Genomic DNA, 7,735 nt, shown 5'->3' with positions numbered 1-7,735 from the left:
AGATTCGCCTTAGTCTCGTGGGCTCGGAGATGTGTATAAGAGACAGGTATTTATAGCGTGAGGTGTAGTCCGGCCAGTTCGGTTCATCCAGCGCATCCGGCTGCCAGGCGTAAATGTTGACGGCGGGATTGCGTGGGGTGATGGAGCCGAACCGGTTGTCGAAGTTTTCTTTCTGGTAATCCCCGCCGATCAGCAGCTCATGGTTGCGCCCAAAGAGTTCGAACGGGCCGCTGAGGCTCAGGTTGTATCCCCACTGATTGCTGCGGTTGTGTCGCTGTATGGCATTATTCAGCGCGCCAGTGCCGCTGCTGTCCACGCCCTTGGTGCCGTTGCCGAATATGCCGACGAACTTCCCTTCCGCATCGGAGTGGGTGTAGTTCAGCGCGCTTTTCAACGACCAGTCGTTCTCGAAGTGGTGCTCGAGTTCAGCGAAGGTGTTCAGCTTTTCAAATGTAATCCGGTTCCAGCTGGCGCCGAGAAAGGTCGAGTGCGGCAGGTCAAGACTGCTGTAGTCGGTCGCCATCGGCAGACCGTACAGATTGGGCACCGTATGGGTTTTCTGCCAGTTAATGCCGGTCGTCAACGTGGTATCGGGAGTGAGATCCCACGCCAGCGTGCCGTAGAGCACCCGGCGTTCGCTATCGACATAGTCCACCGAGCTCTGTTTATCCTGAAAAACGCCGACGAAGCGGCCGCGTACGGACGCATCGTCATTCAGGGGGCCAGAGACATCGACCTCATTGCGGTAGTTGTCCCAGGAACCTGCGCCCGCGCTGACGTAGCCCTGAAAATTATAGGTGGGTTTTTTACGCACCAGATTGACGGTGCCGCCTGGCTCTCCGCTGCCCTGCGTCAGGCCGGAGGCGCCGCGCAAGACTTCCACGTGGTCATAGATCGCCAGATCGGGCGACTCGCTGGAGGCTTCAGCGGCGCCCATATCCGCGATACTGTTCTGGAAAGAGGAGCTAACGCCATCCTCCTTCACGTTATCCATGCTGAAGCCGCGTGACTGGAATTTCACCTGATAAGAGCTTTGATTGACCACGTTGACGCCGGTGGTCTGACTCATCGCGTCATCCAGCGACGTCATATTCTGTTCGTTCATTCGCTGGCGGGTGACGACGCTGACCGACTGCGGTGTCTCTCTGGGGGACAGCGCCAGCCCTGTTGCCGCGCTCATGCTGCGCGTGGTGTAGGAACCGGTGCCTTCGGTCATGCCCTGGTGATTCACCTGCGCGACCACCACCAATTCGTCCTCAGTCGGCGTTTTTTGCAGCAGGAAGCTGCCGTCCGCCTGTTTCACCGCCTGCAAACCGTGGCTTTGCAGCAGCGTCGTCAGACCCTTCTCCACACCGTAATCGCCGTTCAGCGCTTTGCCGTTCAGGCTATTGGTCAGCGATGAATTAGCCGCGAGATCGATGCCGGACTGGCGCGCGAATTGATTAAGCTGTTCGCTTAGCGCACCTGCGGCAATGGAGTAGTGCTGCACGGGGGCGTTGTCCGCCGCGCTGGCAGGCGCAGCATGGAGAACGAGAGCCGGTGAGCCCAGTACAAAAAGACGGGCGGCCAGAGCCAACGGCCGGAGAGCGCGAGGTGGTGCGGTGAATAACATAGGAATAGCCTTTAATACCCAGAGTCAAAAGAAATAAAGCCTGTTTTATAGTGAATCGAACGAGCGGTTAAAAAGGGAACCGAGACGGAAGAAATTATTAAACTTTTTTTTCTACCGTCACCCACCAGGAAAAGCGTCGATTAATGCGGATCGGCAGCGCCCGGGATATCATCTCCAGCGCCCTGTCGGTGTTGTCCAGCGGGAAGGTTCCCATCAGGCGCAGAGCGGCGATATCCGGCGCGCAGGACAGATGGCCGCGCCTGTAGCGCGACAGTCGGGCGATCACCTCGCCCAACGGAGTATCGTCGGCGCTCAATTTCCCCGTGCGCCAGTCGGCGTCGAGGCTGTCCAAACGATCGAGCGTTCCCTGACCGTCGGCGGTGAAACGCCACTGCTGGCCGGCGGTAATGCGGCGCATGCCGCTCTCCTGTCGGGGCGTGACGGCGACGATACCGTCGTACACGTTGAGCTGCGTGCTCTCGTCCTGCTGGCTGACGCTGAAACGCGTGCCGAGCGCCTGCATCCTGCCTTGGTCGCTGACCACGATAAACGGCCGCTGTTGGTCAGGCGCGGTGGCGATAAATATCTGGCCGGAGCGCAGAATCAACTGCCGCTCTGTGGTCGTATAGCGAATATCCATCGCGCTGGCGGTGTCCAGCCAGATGCGCGACCCATCGCTCAGCGTCACCTGCTTGATCTCGCCGGTCACGGTGCGATTGTCGGCGGCCATCGCCAGCAGCGACCCGCGCAGCGGGGTATAGCGGTAGCCCATCCAGGACAGCAGCGCACCGGACGTCAGCAGCGCCGTCAGCTTCAGCGCCCGGCGACGGCTGACGCGCGGCGAGCGCAGAAGCGCATCCGTGCTCGGCTGATGCAGCTCGCCCCGCAGCGGTTGAAAGCGCTGGCTAATCGTCTGCACGTAGATCCATGCCTCTCGATGTTCGGCGCTTTCATCCAGCCAACGTTGCCAGCGGCGGTGCAGTTCACTGTGCTCACCGTCTTCCTCCAGCAACTGCGCATACCAGTCCGCCGCCTCTTGCAGAGACTCAAAACCGGGCTTGGTCGGTGGGGACGGGGGAAAAGGCATAGAATAATCGACCTGATTGAATTAACGGGACCGGGTCGGCGGTTCGGCGTCGGATTCTGTTTCGAGAAGAATGCAGTGCAGCATGGCCTGCGCCATATATTTTTTCACCATACGTTCAGACACTTTTAGCACCGACGCGATCTGCGCATAGGTCATCCCCTGAATTTGCGACATCACAAACGCCGAGCGCGCTTTTTCCGGGAGATGACGCAGCATGCCGTCCACTTGAAACAACGTTTCCAGCACGATGGAGTTCTGTTCGGCCGACAGGGAGGTGTCCGCCGCATGGTGCTGCAACGATTCCAGCCAGGCCTGTTCCAGCGCCTTGCGTCGCCAAAGGTCGACGCACATTCCCTGCGCCATGACGCTCAGATAAGCTCGGGTGCCGTGGTGACTGTCGAACTCGCGGGGTTTCATCAGTAACTGGAGAAAAACGTCCTGCGCCAGATCGGATGCGTCGCACCGGTTTCCCAGGCGTTTACGCAGCAGGCTCTGCAACCAGCCGTGGTGCTGCTGGTAGAGCTGACAAAAATCAGGCGTGGTCGGTACGTTAACCGCAGACATAATGAATATCGAGTTCCTTCAGTCCCTGAATATAAAAAGAGGTCGGCATTCTAATTGAGAATAATTTCCATTTCAATTTTTATGCCAAGATTGGAAGCATTCGCTACTCACCCGCCAGTAAGTGTCTGACAGGGATTATCCCAGGGGCAAAGCCATAATGATGGCGTCTTCGCGACCTTCTGCCGTGGGGTAGTAATTCCGTCTGATGGAAACCTCATTAAAACCCAAAAACTGATACAACGCGATAGCCTGTTGATTTGACGCGCGGACTTCGAGCCACAGCGTCAGAATGCCGCGCTGTTCCAGCTCGGCGATCAGATGTTCCATGAGCGCACGGCCGTAACCTTTACGCTGATGTTCGGGATGGACCGCAATATTGAACAACGTGGCTTCATCCAGCACGATCTGCGTGATCGCGAAGGCGACCATCTGCGCGTCGTTGCTGAGCTTGATGTTGAAGTAGCGTTCGCCTTGATTGCTGAGAAAGGTTTTTTCCGTCCACGGAAAGGCGTGGCTTAGGCGCTCAATCTGAAAGGCTGTCGTCAGATCGGCGGAGGTCAGGGTAGAGATCGTGTTCATAGTGACAAATTTGCCGCCACAGCGCGCGCTTGGCGTCCGGGTTATGGTCAAGCTCGGACAACGCCGGGCTGGTAAGCTGCACGCCTTGCGGCGGCTGCATGGGAGTTGCGCCCAGCCACCAGGCCGGGCAATCGCGGGTGTCCGGCAACATTTCCACCTGCTGCGGCAGCAGGCTGTAGATCTGTTCGGGGGTCAATTGCAGACTTCTGAGCACATCCTGCAATAGCGGATCATCGATTGCAGGGAGCGGATCGGCGACGATCAGCAGGCGCACTGTCGACGGCAGGCTGATGGCGATTTCGCCCTTCAGCGCGGCGGGGCGGCGCAATGTCCACTGCGTAATGCCCAATTGCTGTAGCAGCCTGTCCCGATGTGATGTCATGCCTTACCTTGTCCGGAGCGCGAGTATGCGCCGCTATGCTAGCAAACCCATCGAACATGCGGCAACAAACCTCTATAATCGTCGCTCAGTTAATTGAGGAGTTTGAAGCCTGATGTCCGCATTTACCCCCGCCAGTGAAGTGATACTGCGTCACAGCGATGATTTTTCCACCCGCCGCGTGCTGTTTGCCGGTGATTTGCAAGATACCTTGCCCGCCCAGTTTGAGGCGGAAGACGTCCGCGTGCACACGATGCAGTACCACCACTGGCAGCAGCTGAACCGGACAATGGGCGATGCGGCACATTTCGCCCTGCTGGCCGACGCTGACATGGTAGCGGGCTGCGACACCCTGATTTATTACTGGCCGAAAAGCAAGCAGGAAGCCCAGTTCCAGCTGACTAACCTGCTGTCGTTGTTGCCCGTCGGCTGCGATATTTTCGTGGTGGGCGAGAACCGCAGCGGCGTACGCAGCGCGGAAACGCTGCTGGCGGACCTGACGGCGCTGACCAAAATCGACAGTGCGCGTCGCTGTGGTCTGTATCACGGCCGTCTGGAACAGACGCCAGCCTTTGATCTGGCGCGCTGGTGGCATGAATATGATGTCGACGGCGTACCGGTATGTACGTTGCCGGGCGTGTTTAGCCGCGATGGGCTGGATAACGGCAGCCAGCTGCTGCTTGGCACGCTGGAACCGCATTCGAAAGGTAAAGTGCTGGATATCGCCTGCGGCGCGGGCGTTTTGGCCGTGGCGTTTGCCCAGCGTGCGCCGAAAATTCGTCTGACGCTGAGTGATGTGAACGCGGCGGCGCTGGAAGCGAGCCGGGCGACGCTGGCGCGTAACGAGCTGGAAGGCGCCGTCATCGCCAGCAACGTCTACTCGGATGTCGCCGGTCGTTTTGACATGATCATTTCCAACCCGCCGTTCCACGACGGAATGCAAACCAGCCTGCACGCGGCGGAAGCGCTCATCCGCGGCGCGGCGGCGCATCTGAACATCGGCGGCAAGCTGCGTATCGTCGCCAACGCCTTCCTGCCCTATCCGGCGCTGTTGGATGAAACGTTCGGCAGCCACGAAGTGCTGGCGCAGAACGGCCGTTTCCGGGTGTATCAATCGGTTATGGGACGCGGCGCCAAATCCAAATCGCGCGCTTAAATCGGCATGATTCCCCTGCGGCGAAAAGCCGCGGGGGTTCCAAGCGCAGAAAGTCAGTCGTTATTGATGGTGTTCATGCCTTCTACGCCATAGCGCTCGCCTGCGGCGGCCTGTAGCGGAAACAGGGTGTCGATGGCGGCCAGCTCCGCGGCGGTCAATGTCACATCCAACGCGCCGACGTTCTCCTCCAGATAGCGGCGTCGTTTGGTGCCGGGGATCGGTACGATGTGTTCCCCTTGCGCCAGCACCCAGGCCAGCGCCAGCTGCGCGGGCGTCACGCCTTTTTCCTTCGCCAATGTCTCCACATGTTCGACCAGACGCAGGTTGCGGGTGAAGTTATCGCCATGAAAACGCGGATTTTTGAGACGAAAGTCGTCGTCAGCCAGCGTGTTCAAATCACGGATAGCGCCGGTCAGGAAACCACGGCCCAACGGGCTATAGGGAACGAAACCGACGCCTAGCTTGCGGCAGGTCGGCAGGATGTCTGTCTCCACATCCCGAGTCCACAATGAATATTCGCTTTGCAGCGCGGTGATGGGATGAACGCGGTGCGCGCGTTCCAGCGTGGCGGCGGAAACTTCGCTCAATCCGATGAAACGAATCTTGCCCTCTTTCACGAGGTCGGCCATCGCGCCTACGGTGTCTTCAATCGGCACCGTGGGATCGACCCGGTGTTGATAGTAAAGATCAATTGTCTCGACCCCAAGCCGCTTCAGGCTGCTTTCCACCGACTGACGGACATACTCCGGTCTGCCGCAGATACCGCGTTCGTCCATATTGACGGCATCGCGCACGATCCCGAACTTGGTCGCCAGAAAGACGCGGTCGCGTTTGCCCTTAATCGCTTTTCCCACCAGTTGCTCATTGGTATATGGCCCGTACATGTCGGCGGTATCCAGCAGCGTGATGCCCAGTTCGAGCGAGCGGTGCAGGGTGGCGAGGGATTCGTCGGCATCCTGATGGGTGGAATAAAAATCGCTCATGCCCATACAGCCCAGTCCCAGTGCGGAAACCTGCGGCCCTGTCGGCCCTAATGTTCTCTGTTGCATGCTGATGTCCTCGATAGAAGATAAGAATGCCAGTGTGGTTGTTTGCGTAATGAAGATAAATCACGCGTTTTATGCAACACTGTTTGCAAATAACAAACAATCCCGTGGACGTTGCTCATGGATCAGATACAGGCGATGCGCGTGTTCGTTCGCATCGTGGAAACGGAAAACTTCAGCCGCACGGCCGAGAGTCTGGGGCTTCCACGGGCGACGGTAAGCCAGACGCTTAAACGACTGGAGTTGCGACTGGGCGTCCGGTTGGCGGAGCGAACAACGCGTCAGGTTCGCATTACGGATGAAGGGCGGCTTTATTATCAACGCTGCATGCAGCTGTTATCGGCTTTCGATGAAAGCGATGCCATGTTCACCCAACAGCGGAAGCAGCCCAGCGGGCAGGTGCGCATCGATATGCCGCACTCGATGGCCCGTGAGTTGGTTATTCCTGCGCTTCCGGCGTTTTATCGTCAGTATCCGGGCATCCGGCTGGTGCTAAGCGCCAACGACGCGGCGATTAATGTCCAGCGCGAGGGTGTGGATTGCGTCGTGCGGGCATGGCAGCTTGAGGATGATTCGCTCTCCGCCCGTCAACTGCCGTCGCTGCCGCAGCTCTCCTGCGCCTCCGTGGATTACTGTGCTGCGCACGGCATTCCGTCCTCTCTGGCCGAGCTGGCCGGTCATCGGATGGTGGGCTATTTTTCTTTGCGCAATCTGCATCGCTATCCCCTCGAGTTTGTTCAGGAAGGGCAGTTGCTTACGCAGAGTCTGCCCACATGGGTGGACGTCAGCGGGGTAGATGCGTATATCGCCGCCGCACAGGCCGGTCTGGGGATTATTCAAGGGCCGCGCAGGAGCCTCCGACCGCTTATTGAACGGGGAGATCTGGTGGAGATTCTGCCGGACCTGCCGCCTCCGCCCATGCCGCTTTACATCATGTTCCCAGCCGGACGCTTCCTGGCCCCGCGGATTCAGGTGGTCGTAGACTGGTTGCAGGCATGTATTGCGCCTGCTCCGGTTGATTGACCGCCGCTTTTTGCAGCAAACCCTCGCGCGGAGGGGAAATAATCATTGACCTCGGCCGTAAAATCTCTAGAATTCGCCTCCGTGGTGACATTGCGTGACGTTATGTCCCTGGTTTGCGAAGGTGGCGGAATTGGTAGACGCGCTAGCTTCAGGTGTTAGTGCCTTAACGGGCGTGAGGGTTCAAGTCCCTCTCTTCGCACCACCTCACCACACTGATTTGTATTGCACAGTACCTGCGAAGGTGGCGGAATTGGTAGACGCGCTAGCTTCAGGTGTTAGTGTCTTAACG

At 58.5% G+C, this 7,735-nt stretch carries 7 protein-coding genes and 1 tRNA gene; 3 read left to right on the top strand and 5 right to left on the bottom strand.

What is annotated here, in order from left to right; all coding sequences use genetic code 11:
* Positions 1 to 1,709: 1,709 nt before the first annotated feature.
* The 4 genes from Q7O77_RS11890 to Q7O77_RS11875 form a co-directional block, all read right to left on the bottom strand.
* Positions 1,710 to 2,699 carry a FecR domain-containing protein gene (locus Q7O77_RS11890; protein WP_304167425.1) on the bottom strand — a complete coding sequence of 330 codons (990 nt, stop codon included), beginning with the start codon at positions 2,697 to 2,699 and terminating at the stop codon, positions 1,710 to 1,712.
* A gap of 21 nt (positions 2,700 to 2,720) precedes the next feature.
* Positions 2,721 to 3,263, bottom strand: coding sequence for a sigma-70 family RNA polymerase sigma factor (locus tag Q7O77_RS11885; protein ID WP_304167422.1), 543 nt, complete (start codon positions 3,261 to 3,263; stop codon positions 2,721 to 2,723).
* Between the two features lie 135 nt (positions 3,264 to 3,398).
* Positions 3,399 to 3,842 (bottom strand): ribosomal protein S18-alanine N-acetyltransferase, encoded by a 444-nt coding sequence (gene rimI, locus Q7O77_RS11880; RefSeq protein ID WP_304167419.1) that lies wholly within the window; start codon positions 3,840 to 3,842, stop codon positions 3,399 to 3,401.
* On the bottom strand, positions 3,787 to 4,224 hold the full coding sequence (locus Q7O77_RS11875; RefSeq protein WP_085651626.1) for a DNA polymerase III subunit psi: 438 nt from the start codon (positions 4,222 to 4,224) through the stop codon (positions 3,787 to 3,789). Before Q7O77_RS11875 ends, rimI begins: the two co-directional genes overlap by 56 nt.
* A 112-nt stretch (positions 4,225 to 4,336) precedes the next feature.
* On the opposite strand from Q7O77_RS11875, the gene rsmC reads away from it, so the two are divergent.
* Positions 4,337 to 5,377 (top strand): 16S rRNA (guanine(1207)-N(2))-methyltransferase RsmC, encoded by a 1,041-nt coding sequence (gene rsmC / locus Q7O77_RS11870; protein ID WP_094109211.1) that lies wholly within the window; start codon positions 4,337 to 4,339, stop codon positions 5,375 to 5,377.
* Positions 5,378 to 5,430: 53 nt separating this feature from the next.
* On the opposite strand, the gene Q7O77_RS11865 is transcribed toward rsmC, so the two are convergent.
* Positions 5,431 to 6,426: an aldo/keto reductase gene (locus Q7O77_RS11865; protein WP_304167411.1), complete on the bottom strand. Its 996-nt coding sequence runs from the start codon at positions 6,424 to 6,426 to the stop codon at positions 5,431 to 5,433.
* 117 nt (positions 6,427 to 6,543) lie between these two features.
* Here Q7O77_RS11865 and Q7O77_RS11860 point away from each other — a divergent pair, with 117 nt between their 5' ends.
* On the top strand, positions 6,544 to 7,446 hold the full coding sequence (locus tag Q7O77_RS11860; protein WP_304167409.1) for a LysR family transcriptional regulator: 903 nt from the start codon (positions 6,544 to 6,546) through the stop codon (positions 7,444 to 7,446).
* A 115-nt stretch (positions 7,447 to 7,561) separates the two neighbouring features.
* A tRNA-Leu gene (locus Q7O77_RS11855) sits at positions 7,562 to 7,648 on the top strand.
* The last annotated feature ends 87 nt before the right edge of the window (positions 7,649 to 7,735 follow it).

Source organism: Lonsdalea britannica, assembly GCF_946477055.1.
In the GTDB taxonomy this organism is placed as follows: Bacteria; Pseudomonadota; Gammaproteobacteria; order Enterobacterales; family Enterobacteriaceae; genus Lonsdalea; species Lonsdalea britannica_A.
This window is presented reverse-complemented; position numbering and strand designations above follow the sequence as displayed.